22 protein-coding genes, 1 tRNA gene and 1 pseudogene are annotated in these 17584 nt (G+C 64.1%); 11 read left to right on the top strand and 13 right to left on the bottom strand.

Annotation, left to right across the window (positions count from 1 at the left end):
- Window positions 1-44 precede the first annotated feature (44 nt).
- A complete protein-coding gene (locus HPT29_RS05875) occupies window positions 45-368 on the top strand; it encodes an SWIB/MDM2 domain-containing protein (RefSeq protein ID WP_152713681.1) in 324 nt (107 codons plus the stop codon).
- Window positions 369-374: 6 nt separating this feature from the next.
- On the opposite strand, the gene HPT29_RS05880 is transcribed toward HPT29_RS05875, so the two are convergent.
- Complete coding sequence (locus HPT29_RS05880) at window positions 375-980, bottom strand: hypothetical protein (RefSeq protein WP_173946341.1); 606 nt, start codon at window positions 978-980, stop codon at window positions 375-377.
- 123 nt (window positions 981-1103) lie between these two features.
- Between HPT29_RS05880 and HPT29_RS05885 the strand changes: the two genes are divergently transcribed.
- Window positions 1104-1967: a D-amino-acid transaminase gene (locus HPT29_RS05885; RefSeq protein WP_173946342.1), complete on the top strand. Its 864-nt coding sequence runs from the start codon at window positions 1104-1106 to the stop codon at window positions 1965-1967.
- 54 nt (window positions 1968-2021) lie between these two features.
- Window positions 2022-2375 carry a hypothetical protein gene (locus tag HPT29_RS05890; RefSeq protein ID WP_173946343.1) on the top strand — a complete coding sequence of 118 codons (354 nt, stop codon included), beginning with the start codon at window positions 2022-2024 and terminating at the stop codon, window positions 2373-2375.
- A 36-nt stretch (window positions 2376-2411) separates the two neighbouring features.
- On the opposite strand, the gene HPT29_RS05895 is transcribed toward HPT29_RS05890, so the two are convergent.
- The 3 genes from HPT29_RS05895 to HPT29_RS05905 form a co-directional block, all read right to left on the bottom strand.
- Window positions 2412-3416 (bottom strand): coiled-coil domain-containing protein, encoded by a 1005-nt coding sequence (locus HPT29_RS05895; protein ID WP_173946344.1) that lies wholly within the window; start codon window positions 3414-3416, stop codon window positions 2412-2414.
- 158 nt (window positions 3417-3574) lie between these two features.
- The gene (locus tag HPT29_RS05900; RefSeq protein ID WP_173946345.1) at window positions 3575-4177 is read right to left on the bottom strand and encodes a DUF1134 domain-containing protein; all 603 of its coding nucleotides are present in this window, start codon (window positions 4175-4177) and stop codon (window positions 3575-3577) included.
- Window positions 4178-4358: 181 nt separating this feature from the next.
- Window positions 4359-5192, bottom strand: a complete 834-nt coding sequence (locus HPT29_RS05905; RefSeq protein ID WP_173946346.1) for a 3'(2'),5'-bisphosphate nucleotidase CysQ family protein — start codon at window positions 5190-5192, stop codon at window positions 4359-4361.
- 172 nt (window positions 5193-5364) lie between these two features.
- Here HPT29_RS05905 and chpT point away from each other — a divergent pair, with 172 nt between their 5' ends.
- Window positions 5365-6006 carry a histidine phosphotransferase ChpT gene (gene chpT / locus HPT29_RS05910; RefSeq protein ID WP_173946347.1) on the top strand — a complete coding sequence of 214 codons (642 nt, stop codon included), beginning with the start codon at window positions 5365-5367 and terminating at the stop codon, window positions 6004-6006.
- 9 nt (window positions 6007-6015) lie between these two features.
- Here the strand turns inward: chpT and HPT29_RS05915 are convergent, their stop codons facing one another.
- Both HPT29_RS05915 and ctrA read right to left on the bottom strand, forming a co-directional pair.
- Entirely contained in the window at window positions 6016-6453 is a 438-nt protein-coding gene (locus tag HPT29_RS05915; protein ID WP_173946348.1) for an EamA family transporter, read from the bottom strand.
- Window positions 6454-6530: 77 nt separating this feature from the next.
- The gene (ctrA, locus tag HPT29_RS05920; protein ID WP_009763776.1) at window positions 6531-7232 is read right to left on the bottom strand and encodes a response regulator transcription factor CtrA; all 702 of its coding nucleotides are present in this window, start codon (window positions 7230-7232) and stop codon (window positions 6531-6533) included.
- Between the two features lie 518 nt (window positions 7233-7750).
- Here ctrA and HPT29_RS05925 point away from each other — a divergent pair.
- Window positions 7751-8140, top strand: coding sequence for a flagellar export protein FliJ (locus HPT29_RS05925; protein ID WP_173946349.1), 390 nt, complete (start codon window positions 7751-7753; stop codon window positions 8138-8140).
- Window positions 8141-8194: 54 nt separating this feature from the next.
- Here the strand turns inward: HPT29_RS05925 and HPT29_RS05930 are convergent, their stop codons facing one another.
- Window positions 8195-8818 carry a GNAT family N-acetyltransferase gene (locus HPT29_RS05930; protein ID WP_173946350.1) on the bottom strand — a complete coding sequence of 208 codons (624 nt, stop codon included), beginning with the start codon at window positions 8816-8818 and terminating at the stop codon, window positions 8195-8197.
- Between the two features lie 251 nt (window positions 8819-9069).
- Between HPT29_RS05930 and HPT29_RS05935 the strand changes: the two genes are divergently transcribed.
- Both HPT29_RS05935 and HPT29_RS05940 read left to right on the top strand, forming a co-directional pair.
- Window positions 9070-10083, top strand: a complete 1014-nt coding sequence (locus HPT29_RS05935; protein ID WP_173946351.1) for a lysylphosphatidylglycerol synthase domain-containing protein — start codon at window positions 9070-9072, stop codon at window positions 10081-10083.
- Window positions 10080-10907, top strand: coding sequence for a class I SAM-dependent methyltransferase (locus HPT29_RS05940; RefSeq protein ID WP_173946352.1), 828 nt, complete (start codon window positions 10080-10082; stop codon window positions 10905-10907). The genes HPT29_RS05935 and HPT29_RS05940 overlap by 4 nt, the downstream gene beginning before the upstream one ends.
- Before the next feature lie 11 nt (window positions 10908-10918).
- On the opposite strand, the pseudogene HPT29_RS05945 reads toward HPT29_RS05940, so the two are convergent.
- Window positions 10919-11173 (bottom strand): annotated as a pseudogene (locus HPT29_RS05945) (helix-turn-helix domain-containing protein); the annotation flags it as partial.
- 188 nt (window positions 11174-11361) lie between these two features.
- Window positions 11362-11637 (bottom strand): CtrA inhibitor SciP, encoded by a 276-nt coding sequence (gene sciP, locus HPT29_RS05950; RefSeq protein WP_173946353.1) that lies wholly within the window; start codon window positions 11635-11637, stop codon window positions 11362-11364.
- Window positions 11638-11989: 352 nt separating this feature from the next.
- Between sciP and mnmA the strand changes: the two genes are divergently transcribed.
- The 4 genes from mnmA to HPT29_RS05970 all read left to right on the top strand — a co-directional run bounded on the left by mnmA (window position 11990) and on the right by HPT29_RS05970 (window position 14387).
- The gene (gene mnmA, locus HPT29_RS05955; RefSeq protein ID WP_173946354.1) at window positions 11990-13144 is read left to right on the top strand and encodes a tRNA 2-thiouridine(34) synthase MnmA; all 1155 of its coding nucleotides are present in this window, start codon (window positions 11990-11992) and stop codon (window positions 13142-13144) included.
- Window positions 13145-13166: 22 nt separating this feature from the next.
- A complete protein-coding gene (locus tag HPT29_RS05960; RefSeq protein WP_173946355.1) occupies window positions 13167-13808 on the top strand; it encodes a class I SAM-dependent methyltransferase in 642 nt (213 codons plus the stop codon).
- A 139-nt stretch (window positions 13809-13947) separates the two neighbouring features.
- On the top strand, window positions 13948-14166 hold the full coding sequence (locus HPT29_RS05965) for a hypothetical protein (protein WP_173946356.1): 219 nt from the start codon (window positions 13948-13950) through the stop codon (window positions 14164-14166).
- A 144-nt stretch (window positions 14167-14310) separates the two neighbouring features.
- A tRNA-Met gene (locus HPT29_RS05970) sits at window positions 14311-14387 on the top strand.
- A gap of 402 nt (window positions 14388-14789) precedes the next feature.
- Here the strand turns inward: HPT29_RS05970 and HPT29_RS05975 are convergent.
- The 4 genes from HPT29_RS05975 to HPT29_RS05990 form a co-directional block, all read right to left on the bottom strand.
- Window positions 14790-15131, bottom strand: coding sequence for an FAD dependent oxidoreductase family protein (locus HPT29_RS05975; RefSeq protein WP_173946357.1), 342 nt, complete (start codon window positions 15129-15131; stop codon window positions 14790-14792).
- Between the two features lie 75 nt (window positions 15132-15206).
- Window positions 15207-15977: an amino acid ABC transporter ATP-binding protein gene (locus tag HPT29_RS05980; protein ID WP_173946358.1), complete on the bottom strand. Its 771-nt coding sequence runs from the start codon at window positions 15975-15977 to the stop codon at window positions 15207-15209.
- 7 nt (window positions 15978-15984) lie between these two features.
- A complete protein-coding gene (locus HPT29_RS05985) occupies window positions 15985-16647 on the bottom strand; it encodes an amino acid ABC transporter permease (protein WP_173946359.1) in 663 nt (220 codons plus the stop codon).
- An 88-nt stretch (window positions 16648-16735) separates the two neighbouring features.
- Window positions 16736-17578: a transporter substrate-binding domain-containing protein gene (locus tag HPT29_RS05990; RefSeq protein WP_173946360.1), complete on the bottom strand. Its 843-nt coding sequence runs from the start codon at window positions 17576-17578 to the stop codon at window positions 16736-16738.
- Window positions 17579-17584: the final 6 nt, after the last annotated feature.

A 17584-nucleotide genomic window follows, 5' to 3' on the forward strand; every position in this document is an offset into this window, starting at 1 on the left:
GAGGGCCGTCGACGAGCTTTCCCATACCATTCCCGGAGGAATACATGCCGACCAAGACTACAGACGGAAAAGCCGGTGCGAAGAAGGCTGCAGACAAGCCTGCCGCTAAGAAGGCTGCCGGCTCCAAGCCCAATGCTCTTCAGAAGCCTCTGCAGCCGTCCAAGGAACTGGCCGCCATTGTAGGCTCGGATCCGCTCCCGCGGGGCGAGGTCGTGAGCAAGATCTGGGATTACATCAAGAAGAACAACCTTCAGAACCCAGAGAACAAGCGCGAGATTCTCGCCGACGACAAGCTGAAGCCGATCTTCGGCAAGCCGAAGGTGACGATGTTCGAGATGAACAAGCACCTCGCCCAGCACCTGAAGTAGGCGCTTTTAGGAATCCTGCCGCCACTGCGTGAGCGGCAGGATATCCGGCCGCTGACCGGGCGCTTTCTCCCAGGGATCCACGGCCCAGGCCGCGCCGGTCCGCTTTTCCGCGATGACGGCCGTGAAATGCGGATAGCGTCCGTCGAGGAAGAAGCCCCGCGATTCCGGGTATTCCACGATATGATGGGAGAGAAGACCCTGTTCCTGCAAAACCAGGAGCAGGCTCGTCGTGTTCGTGGTTTCGTCGAGGCAGTCCATCTGACCGTAAACGCCCGACATCTGAGGAGGAGACCCTGGCACATCGGGCTTTCCGCCCAAGGATGTCGCAAGATAGGCGGTATAGGCCCGCACCACCTCGCCCAAGGCCCGCCGCTCCGCGTCGGGCGAGGCTTGGCCGGCTTTCAGAGCGGCCCTGGCCCTGTCGATCCATGTCCCGTCGACCGAGATCTGCTGCCGACGCACGCACCCATAGCCGTGGCAGGCAATGATCCGGCCTCCTGACGGCCCGACATAGCCCTGCTGGTTGAACCAGCTTTGAGCCGGAAGCGCGCCTGCCGTAGCCGATGAAATGGTGAACAGGAACGGAAGGGTTTTCAAAATGAGAAGTGGCATCGATCTCATGATGGGGGTACCTATCGCCAGCATCGCTGTGGGTGCCCCAGGTCATATAGATCGGACCGCTCGTCTGCCCATAGGTTAAGCTTGGTTGAGTCGGGTTACGACTTTGGAGGTCCCATGTCCCGCATCGTGTTCCTGAACGGATCCTTCCTGCCCATCGAAGAGGCCAAGGTGCCTTTCATGGATCGTGGCTTCATGTTCGGGGATGGGGTCTACGAGGGCATCGGCATGCTCGACGGGCGTTTGATCGACAACGAGGCGCATCTGGAGCGGCTGGAGCGCTCGCTCGCCGAGATCCGCATCACCAACCCCTACACCAGGGCGGAGTGGACCTCTTTCCAGGAAGAGCTCGCGCGTCGCAACGGTATGACGGAAGGCTTCATCTACTTCCAGGTCACTCGCGGTGTCGCCGAGCGTGACTTCTTCTTCCCGGAGGATACCAAGCCGACGGTTGCAATGTTCACCCAGGCCAAGGCCATCGCCGCCGCACCCGCTGCGCAGACGGGGATCGCCGTCATCACCGTGCCAGACCTGCGCTGGCAGAGGCGCGACATCAAGTCGATCAACCTGCTCGCTCAGGTTCTCGCCAAGCAGGCGGCCCGGGAGGCCGGTGCGCAGGAGGCCTGGCTGGTGGAGGACGGTTTCGTGACGGAGGGCGGCTCGTCGAGTGCCTTCATCGTGACGAAAGGCGGCAGCATCGTCGTGCGTCCCTTGTCCAACGCCATCCTGCCGGGCATCACGCGCAAATCGCTGCTGCAACTCTCGAAGAAAGCCAGGATCGTGCTCGAGGAGCGCCGTTTCACGGTCGAGGAGGCCTATGACGCCGCGGAGGCCTTTCTCACAAGCGCATCGAACTTCGTTCTTCCCGTTGTGTCCATCGACGGGCGCGCCGTTGCCGACGGCAAGCCGGGCCCGATCACGAAACGATTGCGGGAGCTCTACCTGGCCATGGCCGGCGCACCGGCCCTGGCAGCCGAGTAGCTGGGCCGGAACCCGCTCCTGGGTCGCCCGTTGCCTTCTCAAAGGAGCGACCCCATGAAGCGTGTGCTGGTCTTATCCACCATCCTGGCAACCGGCCTCGGCACGGCTGCCTTGGCGCAAAACCCCGAGGTTCTGAGGCAGCAGGCTCCGAACATGCCTGCTCCCAGCCAGATGCCGGCCGAAAAGGTCGAGCCGGACAGCAATCTCTCCGGCACGAGCGGACCCTCGGAGACTGGTTCGACCAACACCTTGAGCGACAAGCTGGAGCGTTCCGACGGGGTGATCCGTCCGCCGGAGAACGCCTCACCGGACATCACCGTACCGGCGCCGGTTCCCGATCCGGGCACCACCCCGGTCATCCGCCCACCAGGAAGTCCCGGGGGCAATCAGCAGGTGGATCCAAAGTAGGTGCACGGCCCTCGACAAGTCCGTTGCCGGCGGGTGCTACTTTCCCGCCGAGCGACGGCGCTTGCCGTCGCGTGACCTGGTGTTTTCGCGGGCTCTCCCGTTCTCTGGCTGACCGCCGCTTTTCATGATCTGAGCGGCCACCTCGGAGATCTCGCGGCGCAGCTCGTCGTTCTCGCCTTGCGAGCTTTCCAGTCCCGCAAAGCGGGCTTGGACCTCGTCCCGCTCGCTTTCGATCTCCCGGATTTTCTGCTCCAGGATCAGGCCGCGCTCCTGCTCGGCGGCCAGACTCTTGGCCAGCTCGGCCAAGCGCAGACGCTCGTCCGAGAGCTCGCTGTGGCGTTCGCCCAGCGCTCTCTCGAAGTCGTTGCCGCGGGCGGTCTGTGTCATCAGGCGGGTTTCGAGGTCCGAAATGGTGATGCGCTTGGTATCGAGTTCGCTCAGCGAGGCCGTGAGCCGCCGTTGCGCATCCGTGAACTCAGTCTCGAGACGGGAGAGTTTCTCGTCCGCGTGAATGAGTTCGTTCCTGAGCTTGGCGCGGTCTTGCTGCGCCAGATCCAGTTCCATGCGGGTGTTGGACAACTCATCCAGGGTGGCGCGGTGGGCATTTTCGAGAGCGGCCAGCGTCTCGCGCGTGCTCGAGAGATAGGTTTGCGTCTGGGTCTGATCGGCCTCGGCGGCTGCCAGGCGGGTCTGGGTCTCGGCCAGCCTGGTCTCCAGTTCCGACACCGTCCTGTCCCGTTCGGTGAGAGTGGCTTCGAGCGCCTCGATGCGGATAGCCCGCCGGCCCAGCTCTTCCATGCTCTCGTGCTTGAAGGCGAGGGCCTCCTCGGCCTTGCGCTCGATCCGCCGCTGCAGCACGGCGAATTCCGCCCGGAGGTGGTCCTTCTCCGCCGTCAGTTCCGAGATCGACATGGGAAACAGAGCTTCGGCCCTGCGCCGGGCCAGGCGCTCCGCACGCGCATTGACGGCCGGGATGATGAGAAGCGCGATGAGGGATGCTGCGACGAATCCCAGCGCAAAGATCATGATGCTTTCGATCACGCGGACGCCAACTCCAAGGTGCTTGACCGGTAACGCTCAAGCACCTTGCCTTGTGCCTGCGCAGCTTTCCAGAGCCATCTGGCCCCAGACGGCCCGTTGTAGCGCATTCGCGGGCCGTTTCCACTGGCGGGCGAGCAGATGCTGACCCGCGCCGTGTCCTAGAACGGATTCCAGGTCGGCTCCGAGGTGAATTTCAGATACCCGACATTGACGCCGAGGCGTGCGCCGACGCCGGCCCGGATCGGCACCACGATCATCTCGTCCGCGGCCACGGCCGTCACGCCGAAGCCGCCAATGAAGTAGGCCGAGCCGTCGATGCCCACGAAGCGCTTATAGAGGGCCTCGGTGAAGGGCATGTTGTAGACGAGCATCATGGTGCGGGCTCCGTCGCCGCCCACATCGAAGCCCAGCGACGGTCCCTGCCAGAAAATGCGGCGGTCTCCCGCATTGCGGGTGAAAAGCTTGCCCTCGCCGTAGCGCAGGCCGCCGAAGAAGGCGCCGGAGGCTTCCTGGCCCAGGATGTAGCCGTTGGGCTCGCCCCAACGCCGAATCGCCTCCTGCAGAGCAAGGGCGATGCCGCGGGAGGCCGAACCGAAGAACTGGTGCCCCGATTCGACCAGTTCGTTGGAATTGAACGAGTTGGGATTGCCGGGACTGCTCGCGTAGGCGCGGTGAACGGATTGCGCCGAGACCTGGAGGGGCAGGGCGCCGACCAGCGCGGCAAAGGCCGCTGCCGCAAGGAACGTGGATCGGGAGCGCATGGGCTATCTCCTCGCATGAGACAGGGGTGCGTCCGGCCGTTCGGGCCGGAGGGCTGCTATCGAGGCCCGAAGTTTAAGATCATCAACCCTAACAATCTCTGTACGGAGAGCCTGATGGACGTGCGGGATTCATCATTCCGACCGCCAATGTCCCGCGAGGCTCCCAAATCGGCTGCAAGCCTCAGGCGACCGAGGCCGAAACCGGCAGATCGAGGCGTGTCGCCAGAGCCGCGTCTCCGATGGCCGCGAAGGGACCGTTGCGATAGCCCCTTCCTTCGTGGCCGTAGGTCAGCGGAGCGCCGCCCGGTCCGACAACGCTGCCGCCCGCACAGGTGAGGATGTGATCCCCGGCTGCCGTATCCCATTCCATGGTGGGGCCGCAGCGCACATAGACATCGGCCTCGCCGGACGCGATGAGGCAGAATTTCAGGGCCGACGAGGTCATGCGTCGTGTGCCAATCGACAGGACGGACAGGCAGGTTTCCGTCGCCATGTCGCCATGACGGCGGCTCACCAGGGCCACGAGGTCCTTTTCCGGGGCCGGACGAACCCTCGCCTCGCGCCAGTCGAACCCCGTCTCCAGCCCGTTGGGGAGGGGACTCTTCCGGGCCGTATCCCCGGCAATCCACACCGATCCCATGGCCGGAGCCGCCACCACGGCCGCCATGGGCCTGTTGCCATGGATCAGCGCGATATTGACGCTGTATTCACCCGTGCCGTGAATGAAATCCCCCGTGCCGTCGAGGGGATCGACCAGGAAAAAGTAGTCGTCCGTCTGCGTGGAGCTGGAGGTTTCCTCCGCCACGACCGGGACGCCGCGCCACGCCTCGTCGAGACGTTGGATGATCAGGTGTTCGGCTGCGAGATCCGCCGCCGTCGTCGGAGTTCCGTCATCCTTGATGCGCTTGTCGACGATCGCGCTTTCCATGCCGCGCAGGATGCGGCCTGCCTCCCAGGCGATATGGGCGAGCTTGAGGGCGATCTCGTCGGGATTTTGACCATCGAAGCGCATCATGGCTTTGTGCCTGCTCCCTTAAGAACTGTCGATCTCTTTTTGCCCGCTTTTCAAAGAACTCATAGCCGGGTATCCCGGTTCACGTTCTCTTTCCTGTTTGGCTGTATGCATTCTGGTCGAAATTTCGATTTCATGAACACATAGCTGACATTACGGTGCTTCCGGAGCCCTCATGGCCACGATCTCGCTCGATTCGCTCGACCTCGCCGCTCTCCTCTGCTCGCGCGTCTGCCACGACGTGATTTCCCCGGTGGGCGCGATCGTCAACGGGCTGGAGGTTCTGGAGGATGACAACGACGCCTCCATGCGCGACTTCGCTCTCGATCTCATTCAGAAGAGCGCCCGCCAGGCCTCCGCCCGGCTGCAGTTCGCGCGCCTCGCCTTCGGGGCGGCCGGATCGGCGGGCGCTTCGATCGACCTCGGCGACGCCGAACAGGTAGCCCGCGGACTTTTCCTCGACGACAAGATCTCCTTCTCCTGGTCTTCACCTCGGCTTCTCTTCCCGAAGAACCGGGTGAAGCTGCTCCTCAATCTCGTCATGATCGCCACTGCGGCCATTCCGCGGGGCGGCTCGATTGCCGTGACCGTCACGGGAGATGCGGAGAACTGCGCCTTCACGATCGTCTCGAAAGGCCTGAACGCCCGCATTCCCGCGCATTCCGAGGCGCTGCTGGCCGGCAATTCTGAAACCGGCACCGTCGATGCTCACGGCATCCAGATCTACTATGCCGGCATGGTGGCGCGCGCCTCGAGCATGAGCGTCGCGTTCAGCATCGAGGGTGACGAGGTGACGATCAAGGCCGCCATGGCCTGAGGCCGCCGGTCAAGCCTTATAGGAGACGAGAACCGCGCCCGACGCGATTAACGCGATGCCGATCCAGTTCGGCATCGCTAGCTTCTCGCCCAGAAAGAGCACGCCGAACAGGGCGACGAGCACGACGCTGAGCTTGTCGAGCGGGGCGACGCGTGCCGCATCGCCGAGCTTCAGGGCCCGGAAGTAGCAGAGCCAGGACGCACCCGTGGCCAATCCGGACAGGACAAGGAAAAGGTAGGTTCTTCCAGAGATGGAGGTAGGCGCCTGCCATTGGCCGCTGGCGATGAGAATTCCCCCGAGGACGAACAGGATCACGACCGTCCGGATGAAGGTGGCGAAGTCCGAGTTGATCTGCTCGATGCCGACTTTGGCGAAGATGGCCGTCAGAGCCGCGAAGGCGGCGGAAAGCAGCGCCCAGAACTGCCATGAGACGAGAACGGATTTCATGAGGGCCTCCATGCGCCGTCAACAAAAAAGCCCGGGTCTGAACCGGGCCTTTTTGGGTTTGTAGTCGATCGCGAGGCTTAGATCGCGATGCGCTCTTCCGCCTCGTTCGGCTCGCGCAGCACGTAGCCGCGGCCCCAGACGGTCTCGATATAGTTGCGGCCCTGCGAGGCATTGGCGAGCTTCTTGCGCAGCTTGCAGATGAAGACGTCGATGATCTTCAGTTCGGGCTCGTCCATGCCGCCGTAAAGGTGGTTAAGGAACATCTCCTTGGTGAGGGTCGTGCCCTTACGCAGGGAGAGGAGTTCCAGCATCTGGTATTCCTTGCCGGTCAGGTGAACGCGGGCGCCGCTGACCTCGACCGTCTTGGTATCGAGGTTCACGATCAGGTCCCCGGTGGTGATCACCGACTGAGCGTGGCCCTTCGAGCGGCGGACGATCGCATGAATGCGGGCCACCATCTCGTCCTTGTGGAACGGTTTGGTGAGATAATCGTCGGCGCCGAAGCCGAGGCCCTTCACCTTGTCCTCGATGCCCGCCATGCCGGACAGGATCAGGATCGGGGTCTTCACCTTCGCGACGCGGAGCGTCCGCAGAACCTCGTAGCCCGACATGTCGGGCAGGTTCAGGTCGAGAAGGATGATGTCGTAATCGTAGAGTTTGCCGAGGTCGATGCCCTCTTCGCCGAGATCCGTCGTATAAATGTTGAAGTTCTCGGACTTCAGCATCAGTTCGATGCTTTGCGCTGTCGCGCTGTCGTCTTCGATCAGAAGTACGCGCATGTTCAATCCCCAGCCCTTGCCCTTGAGCTTGAGAGCAGCGGAGGGCTGCCCATCCGACGCCGGGCCTGCGACGGATGCTCTTTTGAACTGATTCGAAACGCTAATTCAGAATGGTTAACAAACACTGATTCTGGGATGCAAGCGCTTAACGACCTTGGCCGGCAGATCATCCGCCGAAGACGATTGTCCTGTGGATTCTGGGTAACCATAGGGAACCGCCTCACATCATCCCAAATTCTTGTAACCTAAGCGTTTCAGGTGAATCCGGAGGCGGATCCGGTCTGGCCGCGCCCGTGACCGACCCAGTGTTAACGAAACCGGTAAACGAAAGGTTTACAAACCCGGAGGATGTCGCTCCCGGGCCCAGGCGCGCCTCAGGGGAGCCCCGGGATAGGAAATTTTTTGTCGCAGCCGGTAAGGAAAGCTCAACCTCCATGGGCGATGGTCAGGCCTGTCTGGCGGATAACTGAGCGATCCGTGAGATGCAGTGAAACAGCGACGTGTGGAGTTGAATCAAGATGAAGTCGCGGGATACGCTCATCCGCCTCAAGCGCTTTCAGGTCGACGAGAAGCGTCGGCGGGTGGCGCAGATCGAGATGATGATCGCCGAGTTCGACCGCATGGCGGCTGACCTCGACCGGGAGATCGCGGCGGAAGAGCAGAAGGCCGGCATCGCCGACCCGAACCACTTTGCCTATCCAACCTATGCGCGCGCCGCGGCCCAGCGCCGCGACAACCTCCGCCACTCGGCTCAGAACCTTCACATCCAGCTCGACGACGCGAAAGCCGAGCTCGGCGAGGCCTTCGAGGAGCTGAAGAAGGCCGAGAGCCTGGAGGATCGCGAGCGGACCCTCGATGCCGCCATCAGCCAGACCGGACAGGGCCGGGCCGTCCGCGCCACCGCCTGACCGTCCGAACAATCCACGTGATCGAAGGGCGCGCTCGACCGACCGCGTCCTTTTTCATGTCTGAGCCGTCAGGATCGGCACCTGGGGGGCGGCATCCCGTGGGAGGAACCCGAGGAGGCGAGGATCGTCGGCCACCTCGATGGCGCGCCGGTAAGGCGTGAAGCCCGACCGCATGTAGAAGGCGAGGGCCCCCGGGGCATCGAGCGTGCAGGTATGGACGAAGAAGCGCTCGGTCGGCCGGGCGAAGGCGCGGGCGATAGCCTCGTTCATCAGGAAGCGGCCGGCGCCTTGGCCGATGAACCCGGGAACGAGGCCAAGAAACGCCAGCTCGACCTCCCGGTCGACCCGGAAATCGAGTTCAAGCAGCCCTACATCGGCCGTGCCGTCGTGAAGGGCATAGGCCTCCACGTCGGGATCGTCGAGGATGGAAGCCAGCCTGTCGTCGGCCATGACCACGCGGCTGAACCAGAGCCAGGGTTCGCCGATCGCCTTGAACAGCGCCCGGTAGCGCGGGCGATCCCGATCGATCCGCCGAAGGCTCCAGCCGGCGGGCTTGGAAAAGGGCGAAGGACTGGGGCGCTCGCGCATTTCGAGATACGTGACGATCGCGGCGATCTTGCCGGGCGGCAGGTCCGTATAGCCGTCGAGGTTGAGGGCCGCTGCAGGTTCCGTCGTCATGGGCCAGGCCTTGTGGACGCGATGGGGGGAAAAGGGACGACGCTCGATAGGGGCATCGCGGCCCCGCGTCACTCCCTTTCGGTGGCAGGCCCGACATGCATCCCAGCTTCCATGGAACCGCCCGGGCCTTCGCCTCCCGTAGCGGGTGCCGGAATTGAACCTTATGTCATGCTGCGGCAAGGCATAATCCCCTTGCGGAACAATGGGATTGTGGGCACAGAAGAAACCAGCGAGGGAGTTCTGCCGGCTCTATGAAGAATGTGCGTGAGTTCATTTGGCCCGTGATCGGGTTGCTGGCAGTCGTCGTGTCGGGCTGGCTTCTGTATCGCGAGCTGCGCGGCATGTCCCTCGATGACGTCTGGGACAGCCTGACCGCCGTTCCGGCCCATCGTTATGCCCTCGCGGCGCTGTCCACCCTCGTCGCCTATGCGGCCCTGGCCTGGTACGACCGGATCGCCCTGCTGCACCTGGGCGTCCGCCACATTTCGTGGCTGTTCGTGTCCATCACGTCGTTCACCACCTACGCCCTGTCGCACAATATCGGCGCGTCGGTCTTTTCCGGCGCCGTCGTGCGGTATCGCGCCTATACCTCGAAGGGCCTGGGCGCGCCTCAGATCGCCGTGCTCGTGGCCCTGTGCTCCTTCACCTTCGGGCTCGGCACCATCCTGCTCGGCGGCATCGCCCTGGTGGTCGACCCGACCCTGCTGCACCGGCTCGAGGAGCTGCTGCCCTCGGTCCTGACCAACCCGGCGACGGCCCGCATCGTGGGAATCCTGCTCCTCGGCTTCGTGGCGCTTTACGTGGTCGGCTCCATTCTGCACCTCCCGCCACTCGTCGTCCGCAAGGCCAAGCTGGAATACCCCCGGCCGGCCGTGATGGTGCGCCAGCTGATCGCGGCGCCGCTCGAGCTCCTGGGCGCGGCCGGCATCATCTATTTCGTGCTTCCGGCCCATCTCGAGCCGAGCTTCATCATCGTGCTGGCGGTCTTCCTGGCGTCGTTCTCGGCGGCCCTGGTCAGCCATGCGCCCGGCGGACTCGGCGTGTTCGAGCTCGTCTTCCTGACGGCGATGCCCGATATTCCCAAGGCCGACGTCCTGGCGGCCCTCATCATCTTCCGTCTCTTCTATCTCCTGATCCCGTTCGGCCTCTCGCTCGTGGTCGTGCTGATGTTCGAGCGGGCCCGGCTGGCGCAGGCCTGGCGCGGCCGGGTCGTGGCGCCCGACGGCTCCGTGCCGCCGCCGCCTCTATCCTCTTCCGATCAATGACGTTCTTCTGGCGTCGGCTGCGCTTCGGTCTCGCGACGCTGCTTGGCGTCAGGCCGCTCGGCTTCTTCATTCCTTACCGCTATGCCGGGAGCGTCGAGCCGCAGGACTACCCTGCGCTAAGCCCCGTGTTCGAGGCCGCCCTGCCTCGTTTCACGGAGGTGCTGGAGGCGATCGACTCCCATGCGGAGGATCTGCGCGCGATCCTGCGGGGCAGGGGGCCTGCGCGGTTCGACCAGAGCTGGTTCCCCCGGCTCGACGCGGCCGCGGCCTATGCCATGGTCCGCCAGGGAAAGCCGGGGCGGATCGTGGAGATCGGCTCCGGCCACTCGACCCGTTTCATGGCCCAGGCGGTCCGGGACGGGGGGCTTCCCACCCGGATCATCTGCATCGATCCCGCCCCCCGGGCCACGTTGAGGAAGCTCGACGTGGAGCACCGGCAGACGCTCCTGCGCGACGCCGACCCGGGCGAGTTCGAAACCCTCGCGGCCGGCGACATCCTGTTCATCGATTCCAGCCACATCGCCATGCCGGGCTCGGATGTCGACCGCCTGTTTCTCGACGTCCTGCCGCGCCTCGCCGGCGGGACGCTGATCCACGTCCACGACATCACGCTGCCCTACGCCTACCCGGTGATTTGGGAGTGGCGCGGGTACAATGAGCAATTGCTGGTGGGGGCACTCCTGCAGGGAGGCGCCTATGAGCTGGTTTTCGCGAGCCATGCTCTCGTCAGGGACCATGGATCTGCGCTCTCGCAGGGCATCCTGGCGGAGCTGCCGCTGGTCCCCGGGGCTCACGAGACCAGCCTGTGGCTGCGTAAGCTGTAGACCGTCCGCAATCAGGCGGTTGCCGGCCGCTGTCCGGGCTCCGGCACGGCGATGCCGGCTTCCATGTACTCGTTCAGCTTGTTGCGCAGGGTGCGGATCGAGATGCCGAGGATCCGCGCCGCGTGCGTCCTGTTGCCGAAGCAGGAGGCTAGGGTATCGAGGATCAGATGGCGCTCGACGTCCGCGATGGTGCGCCCGACCAGGATGCGCCTGAGCGCGTCGATGGTCTGCTCCCCGTCGGCGGAAGGGGGCTCCCCCATAGGGGCCCGAGATGAGCCCTGCTGGTCCAACGGATCCGGTATGCCAAGCACGATGAGGAGCCTGCCTTAAGGGAAGTGATTCAGGAGTTTATGCTCATCGTATGGTTAGGATCATCTTAACGGCCGCGCTTCCCGATGGAAAAAGGCGCCGGTCGGAGGACCAGCGCCCGTTTCGTGGGGTCCGTGACCGCGCCCTATTGCCGGTATTGCTGGATGCGGGTGGTGCGCAGGCCGGCCAGGCCGTGCTGATCGATGGACATCTGCCAGCTCAGGAATTCCTCGGTGGTCAGCGTGTAGCGCTGGCAGGCCTCTTCCAGGCTGAGCAGGCCGCCGCGGACGGCAGCGACAACCTCGGCTTTGCGGCGGATGACCCAGCGGCGGGTGCTGGACGGGGGAAGGTCGGCAATCGTCAGGGGACTGCCGTCGGGCCCAATGACATACTTGACCCTTGGGCGGTTGGGTTCGGTCATGATACGCTCACACAAAAATTCAACGACCTTTGACAGGCTCGAACCTACGCGAGGGGACTTAATGTTTCCCTAAGCCCATCAGGTGGTTACGAGAATGCCTAAGCTTAGCCATAAACATTAACGTTGGCTTATTGCGGGGCACTTTCCCTTTAAGAATTGTGGCATCGGGGCATCGGACCCGGAACGGTCCTGCCCGTTGGATCCCGGGACTGTGGTCCCGCCCGGCCCATCCCCTTGCCTGAACCCAATGGACCGCGTCAGTGAAAACGGGTCCACTTTTCCTCTTGATGCGCTATAGAGGGGCCTTGGCCCCTCCCGTGCGCCGCCTTGAACGGCGCCTCTGGATGGAAAGATGCTCAATTCACTCGACCTTCCCACCGATCCCTCGAAGACCCGCGTCGTGGTTGCGATGTCGGGCGGCGTGGACTCGTCGGTCGTCGCAGCCCTGCTCAAGCGCGAGGGCTACGACGTCATCGGCATCACGCTCCAATTGTACGACCATGGCGCCGCCGCCCACCGGAAGGGCGCCTGCTGCGCCGGCCAGGACATCTACGATGCCCGCCGGGTGGCCGAAGCCATCGGCATTCCCCATTACGTGCTGGACTACGAGGCGCGCTTCCGCGAGGCGGTGATCGACCGCTTCACCCAGAGCTACCTGGCCGGCGAGACGCCGATCCCCTGCGTCGAGTGCAACCGCTCGATCAAGTTCCGGGATCTCCTGGAGACCGCCCGGGAGCTGGGGGCCGACGTGCTCGCCACCGGCCATTACGTGGCCAGCCGTGCCCTGCCGGACGGACGCCGCGCCCTCCACCGGGCGGCCGATCCGGACCGGGACCAGAGCTATTTCCTCTATGCCACCACGCCGGAGCAGCTGGATCTCCTCCGCTTCCCCCTGGGCGAGCTGCCCAAGGAAAAGACCCGGGAGCTCGCCCGCGAGTTCGGCCTCACCGTGGCCGAGAAGGCGGACAGCCAGGACATCTGCTTCGTCACGCAGGGGCGCTACAGCGATGTGATCGAGCGCCTCAAGCCGGGCGCCGTGCAGGGCGGCGAGATCGTCCACGTGGACGGCCGGGTGCTGGGCCGGCATGAGGGCATCATCCACTACACGGTGGGGCAGCGGAAGGGACTCGGGCTCTCCGTGGGCGAGCCGCTCTATGTGGTGCGCCTCGAGGCCAAGGAAGCCCGCGTCGTCGTGGGACCCCGGGAGGCCCTGGCCACCCGGCTGATCCGCGTGACGGACGTGAACTGGCTCGGCGACGTTCCCCTCGAATCCTTGGGCGAGAAGGGCATGGAGGTGGCCGTGCGCGTCCGCTCCACCCGCGAGCCGCGTCCCGCCACCTTGAGATCCACAGGAACCGGCACTACGGTCGAGCTGTTATCGGCGGAAGACGGGGTGTCTCCCGGCCAAGCTTGTGTCATCTATGAGAGCGATGCTCCGCGGGCACGTGTGCTTGGCGGCGGCACCATTGCTCGGACCATCGCCGAAGCCGCCCCCGCTGCGGCCTGAGGTGCTTACCTAGGGATAGTTTATGACGGATGGAGCGACCACGGTCCTGATGCGCAAGGCTTATGCGCGTTGGGCCCCCATCTACGACCTCGTCTACGACAAGCTGACCGAACCGGCCGCCCGCGCGGCCGTGAACGCCGCTGTCGCCTGCGGGCCCAAGGTTCTCGAGGCCGGCGTCGGCACGGGGCTGTCCCTCGGGTACTATCCCCGGCACGCCGAGGTCTATGGGGTCGATCTGTCCGAGGACATGCTGCGCCGGGCCCAGGACAAGGTCGAGAGGAGGGGGCTTCACCATGTGAAGAGCCTGCAGGTGATGGACGTCACCCGTCTGGGATTTCCGGACGAGAGCTTCGACGCCGTCACGGCACAGTTCATCATCACCCTGGTGCCCGAGCCCGAGACGGCGCTCGACGAGTTCATGCGCGTGCTGAAGCCGGGCGGCGAGATCGTGCTCGCGAACCATTGGGGCCAGCCCTCCGGTCCGATCGCCGCCCTGGAAGAGCTGGCCTCCCCGGTCGCCAAGGCCATCGGCTGGAGCTCGGCCTTCAAGGCGGCCCGGGTCGAGGACTGGGCCCGCGGGACAGGCCGCATGGAAGTCGTGGAGCTCAGGACCCTGTTCCCGGTCGGCTTCTTCAAGCTGATGAGGATCAGGAAGCGGGCCTGATGATCCGGCGCGAGCCCAGGGGGCGCTCCATCCGCCGGGGTCGCGAAGGAGATTGGCGCGGTTCCGGTCGGGTGACTTTCGGGGGACGGGCCCTATCTTTAGGGGAAGCTCCCATCCTCCCATTACGAAAGTCATCCCCATGCGCCTCTTCATGTTCACCTCCCAGGCCAAGGACGACCTGCACGCGTTCGCCGGCGACGAGGCGGGCAGCAAGCTTCCCGCCAAATACGCTCCCTGGGGGCTGACGGGCACCCTCGCGTCCCGCGAGGCTCCGCCGCACAAGTTCTCGCGAAAGGCCATCGAGCAGGCGATTTCCTCGGAGGGATTCCAGCTCTGGCGCATGAAGCCCAAGGGCTGAGCGATCGACCGGCCGGCCGGTGCCGATTCCTTGAGAACGCGCGTGTCACAAATCCGCGGCTTGGCCGCGTGTCTTTCTTGACACTGGGGGGCAACCTTCCCTATATCGCGCTTGCCTGATGCGGGGTTCGGCCCCGCTTCCTGGGGCGGAGTAGCTCAGTTGGTCAGAGCAGAGGAATCATAATCCTTGTGTCGGGGGTTCAAATCCCTCCTCCGCTACCACCTTTACCCCCAATGCCCGCACCTTGTTTGGAGACGCGGCCTCGCCGAGGAGGACGTTCAAGCGTCCGCTGATCTCGACCGTCGAGGGGGCTGAATGGGTAGCCCGCAATCCGAGCCGGTTGGATCGCAGCCTGGGATCGTTCAAAGTGAACGTCCGCACGGGCAAATGCAGCATATCGGCATTGTTCGTCGTGCGGGCACTAAGCGCACGGCTTCGTGGCTCTTCCACAGGCACCTCAGCCGAGCTCATGCTTCTGGAATTCGTCAGGACAGCCGATAGGTCGGGAAACAGGTCCAGGACAGCGTCCAGATGAGCATGGGCCTGCTGGCCGCAGCCGATGAAGCCGAACACGAACATGAGCTCGGTCCGCAGGATCAGCGAGGCTGCATCGGCCTACCCGGCTAGCCGGACATGGCCGACGACCGTACCGCGGCACAGCTGAAAGCGATGGTCCCGCATCTATTGATCTGCGTCCAGGTGCGACCCGCCATCACGAAACGCCAGAGCCAAGGCAGCAGCTCGGGACGATGACGCCAGCGGATGACGAAGGGCCCCGTTGGGTCGAGAAGGAAGCCCGGCACCTTCTTCCAGAGGCCAGGCACGGAAATGAGCATCACCGCGCCGGGGCTGAGCCAAGCGCCGTTGCCGTAGGTGGCGGATTGGCTTCCGCCTGGTTGACCGGGCTCGATGAGGATCACTTTGTGACCGCCACGCTGAACCTCCAGCGCAGCCGCAAGTCCCACAATGCCGCGCCGATGACGGCGACCCTCAGCTGCTCCCGACCTTGCGATGCCTCCGTTCCATCGGGCGGTACGGCATCAGCTCCGTGCGTGGAAATGGCTGAGGAAGGCGCGGGTTGCATCCTGCGTGGGATTGTCGATGACATCGCGCGCCGGGCCTTCCTCGACGATGACACCGTCGCGCATGAACACGACGCGATCCGCGACCTCGCGCGCAAAGGCGATCTCATGCGTGACGATGATCATCGTCATGCCCTCTGCCGCCAGGTCGCGCATGACGCCAAGCACTTCTGCGACAAGCTCCGGATCGAGCGCGGAGGTCGCCTCGTCGAACAGCATGACCTCGGGCTCCATTGCCAGCGCTCTGGCGATGGCCACACGCTGCTTCTGTCCCCCCGACAGGCGATTGGGGAAAGCGTCCATCTTGTCGCTCAGCCCTACCTTCGCCAGTAGCTTCCTCGCGATGTCCGCCGCTTCGCCTTTCGGCATCCTCTTCACCGAAACCGGCCCTTCCATGACGTTCTGCAGGACCGTCATATGGGGGAACAGGTTGAAGTGCTGGAACACCATCCCGGTGTTCGACCGGAATCGGGCCTGCTCCTTCACCCTGGGGAGGCGCGAAGTCTGGCCGAAGGAGAAGCTGTCGGTTCCGATCCGGACACGTCCCCCTTCCGGGATAACCAGCAGGTTCAGGCAGCGCAGTAGGGTCGACTTGCCTGATCCTGACGGACCGATCAAAGCGACGACGCTGCCGGGCTCGACCTTCAGGTTGATGTCGCGCAGCACCACATGGGTGCCGAAGCTCTTGCGCAGGGAGGCGACTTCGATCTTAGGTTCGTTCCTGTCCATTGCGGCCTCAGTTGCTCAGCAGCAGACGTTTCTCGCTTCGTTTCACGATAGCCGTGAGTGGCACGAGAACAATGAAATAGATAACCGCGATCACCGTGTAGACCTCAAGCGGCCGATAGGTGTCCATTGCGGCGACCTGGCCCTGGTAGACGAGATCGGGGACGGCCAGGACCGATACCAGCGACGTGTTCTTGAACTGGATGATCGATTGGTTCATGAGCGGAGGCATCATGCGCGTGATCGCCTGTGGCAGCACGATCCTGCGCATGACACGGGCAGGAGTCATGCCAAGGGCGAGACCGGCCTCGGACTGCCCGGGATCGATCGACACGATGCCGCCTCGGATCACTTCCGCATAGAACGATCCACCGTAAAGCGAGAGCGTCAGCACGGCGGCCGTCGTGGCCGTCATCTCAATGCCGGTCAGAATGGGCAGCGCGTAATAGAACCAAAGGAGTTGGACCAGCAGCGGCGTGCAACGGAAGACCTCGATATAGAACCAGGAGGCCCATCTCACGGCCGCAAAGCGCGACAGCTGCGCGAGACCTGTTACAAGGCCGACGAGAAGGCCGAGAATGATGACGCCGATGGTCAGAGCGACCGTCACGAGCGTTCCGTTCAGAAACAGCCAGCGATAGCCCCAAAGAATGTTGTAGTCCCAAGTATACATGTCTTCCCTTTCCGGAGGGGGCGAGCGCACAGCCGCGCGGCCTGCGGAGATCGGCTCTTCCCGCCACCGGGAAGAGCCGTCTGCAGCATCAGAACGTGATGCCTTCCGGGATATCGGCGAGCGTGATGTCGACCTTCTCGAGGCTCGAGATCACGGCCGTTCGGATCAGGCCGAGGCCTTGCGCATAGACGATCCAGGTGTTGACGAAATCGCGCCAGGTCTTGTCCGTCTCGCGGCGGAACGCAGCGTTCGACGTGGAACCGAACAGCGGCTGCGGGACAATGACCTTGCCGATGGCGGCATCGCGCTTCACCGCGCGAACCGCACCCTGCCAGAAGATGCACTGGGCATCGACGCGGCCGCTGCGGAGGGCGAGAGTGGCCTCGTCGATCGACTTGAAGCGGACGATCTGCGCCTGCGGGCACAGGCGGCTGATGACCTGATCGTGCGCGGAACCGACATCCACCGAGATCTTGACTTCGGGCTTGTTCATGTCGACCCACTTCTTGGGCTCGAATCCCGGCTTGCCGATCACCACGAGGGCGCTGTTGTAGACCGGCCCGGAGAAATCGACCGCCAGAGCGCGTTTCGGAGTCGGGTTCAAGCCGAACATGATGTCGATCTTGTTGGCCTGCAGGTCCAGGACGGCATTGCCCCATGAGGTCTCGACCAGCTCGAGCTGAACTTCCATGTCGGCGGCCAAGGCCGAGCTGATGTCCCAGAACTGTCCGCCCCATTGGCCGGACGCCTGATCCTTCACCCACCAGGGGGCGCCGGCGGCAACGGCGCCGACGCGGAGCTTCTTGGTGCTCATGATGCGTTCGAAGGAATTCTGAGGCGCCGATTGTGCCTGGGCCGGGCCGACGCCCAGGAGAGCTGCCGCTGCGGCGCCAAAGGTGATCTGGCCTGCGAGTTCTCTGCGTGAAACCATGTCGAG

Origin of the sequence: Microvirga terrae (assembly GCF_013307435.2) — a bacterium.
Classification (GTDB): domain Bacteria; phylum Pseudomonadota; class Alphaproteobacteria; order Rhizobiales; family Beijerinckiaceae; genus Microvirga; species Microvirga terrae.

Coding starts and splice junctions, on each gene's coding strand:
- HPT29_RS05980 (WP_173946358.1), bottom strand. CDS start 15,977: ATGGACAGGAACGAACCTAAGATCGAAGTCGCCTCCCTGCGCAAGAGC.
- HPT29_RS05885 (WP_173946342.1), top strand. CDS start 1,104: ATGTCCCGCATCGTGTTCCTGAACGGATCCTTCCTGCCCATCGAAGAG.
- HPT29_RS05960 (WP_173946355.1), top strand. CDS start 13,167: ATGACGGATGGAGCGACCACGGTCCTGATGCGCAAGGCTTATGCGCGT.
- HPT29_RS05985 (WP_173946359.1), bottom strand. CDS start 16,647: ATGTATACTTGGGACTACAACATTCTTTGGGGCTATCGCTGGCTGTTT.
- HPT29_RS05905 (WP_173946346.1), bottom strand. CDS start 5,192: ATGATGCGCTTCGATGGTCAAAATCCCGACGAGATCGCCCTCAAGCTC.
- HPT29_RS05930 (WP_173946350.1), bottom strand. CDS start 8,818: ATGACGACGGAACCTGCAGCGGCCCTCAACCTCGACGGCTATACGGAC.
- HPT29_RS05965 (WP_173946356.1), top strand. CDS start 13,948: ATGCGCCTCTTCATGTTCACCTCCCAGGCCAAGGACGACCTGCACGCG.
- HPT29_RS05900 (WP_173946345.1), bottom strand. CDS start 4,177: ATGCGCTCCCGATCCACGTTCCTTGCGGCAGCGGCCTTTGCCGCGCTG.
- HPT29_RS05890 (WP_173946343.1), top strand. CDS start 2,022: ATGAAGCGTGTGCTGGTCTTATCCACCATCCTGGCAACCGGCCTCGGC.
- mnmA (WP_173946354.1), top strand. CDS start 11,990: ATGCTCAATTCACTCGACCTTCCCACCGATCCCTCGAAGACCCGCGTC.
- chpT (WP_173946347.1), top strand. CDS start 5,365: ATGGCCACGATCTCGCTCGATTCGCTCGACCTCGCCGCTCTCCTCTGC.
- HPT29_RS05990 (WP_173946360.1), bottom strand. CDS start 17,578: ATGGTTTCACGCAGAGAACTCGCAGGCCAGATCACCTTTGGCGCCGCA.
- HPT29_RS05940 (WP_173946352.1), top strand. CDS start 10,080: ATGACGTTCTTCTGGCGTCGGCTGCGCTTCGGTCTCGCGACGCTGCTT.
- HPT29_RS05925 (WP_173946349.1), top strand. CDS start 7,751: ATGAAGTCGCGGGATACGCTCATCCGCCTCAAGCGCTTTCAGGTCGAC.
- HPT29_RS05875 (WP_152713681.1), top strand. CDS start 45: ATGCCGACCAAGACTACAGACGGAAAAGCCGGTGCGAAGAAGGCTGCA.
- HPT29_RS05915 (WP_173946348.1), bottom strand. CDS start 6,453: ATGAAATCCGTTCTCGTCTCATGGCAGTTCTGGGCGCTGCTTTCCGCC.
- ctrA (WP_009763776.1), bottom strand. CDS start 7,232: ATGCGCGTACTTCTGATCGAAGACGACAGCGCGACAGCGCAAAGCATC.
- HPT29_RS05935 (WP_173946351.1), top strand. CDS start 9,070: ATGAAGAATGTGCGTGAGTTCATTTGGCCCGTGATCGGGTTGCTGGCA.
- sciP (WP_173946353.1), bottom strand. CDS start 11,637: ATGACCGAACCCAACCGCCCAAGGGTCAAGTATGTCATTGGGCCCGAC.
- HPT29_RS05880 (WP_173946341.1), bottom strand. CDS start 980: ATGCCACTTCTCATTTTGAAAACCCTTCCGTTCCTGTTCACCATTTCA.